This window comes from Bradyrhizobium sp. LeoA1Lang, assembly GCF_055413685.1.
The window spans coordinates 1-402 of sequence record NZ_JBVAPG010000529.1 but is presented as its reverse complement, the minus strand read 5'-3'; the positions used below and the strand labels follow the sequence as shown (position 1 = coordinate 402).

The following is a 402-nucleotide window of genomic DNA, read 5'->3' as shown; positions in this document are numbered from 1 at the left end:
CCCCGATAATTGTCTACAGCAGCGTCCCACGAAAGTCCTCCACACCCACCGGTTGCGTGATGTACAACACGGCGCATTTCTCCATTTGAGCGATGATAGTCAATTACTTCTCGTCTTCTTCTCCCGGCCGAGCATTGGCCTATCTGTTAGAGTCCGTGTCCTCCTCGTCCGTGATCTTCTCCGGCAACTCGGCCACCTATGGCGGCGCCATCTACAGCGACGCCGACAGCACAACAACGATCGTCGACAGCACCAACAACACCACAAAACCCGGTCGATCCGCATACATAATGGTAGGCACAGACTCTATCGGTGTGTGGAGATGAACCGGCAAGACGGCACATTAATATAGAGGGGCAGTCGAGGGGGAGTCCGGCGCGGGGGCGGGCGGGGGGGGCAGGT

At 57.7% G+C, this 402-nt stretch carries 1 protein-coding gene; it reads left to right on the top strand.

Going from position 1 to position 402, the window contains the following annotated elements:
- Positions 1-92 precede the first annotated feature (92 nt).
- Positions 93-326 carry a hypothetical protein gene (locus tag ACZYOF_RS44405; RefSeq protein ID WP_463719674.1) on the top strand — a complete coding sequence of 78 codons (234 nt, stop codon included), beginning with the start codon at positions 93-95 and terminating at the stop codon, positions 324-326.
- Positions 327-402 lie beyond the last annotated feature (76 nt).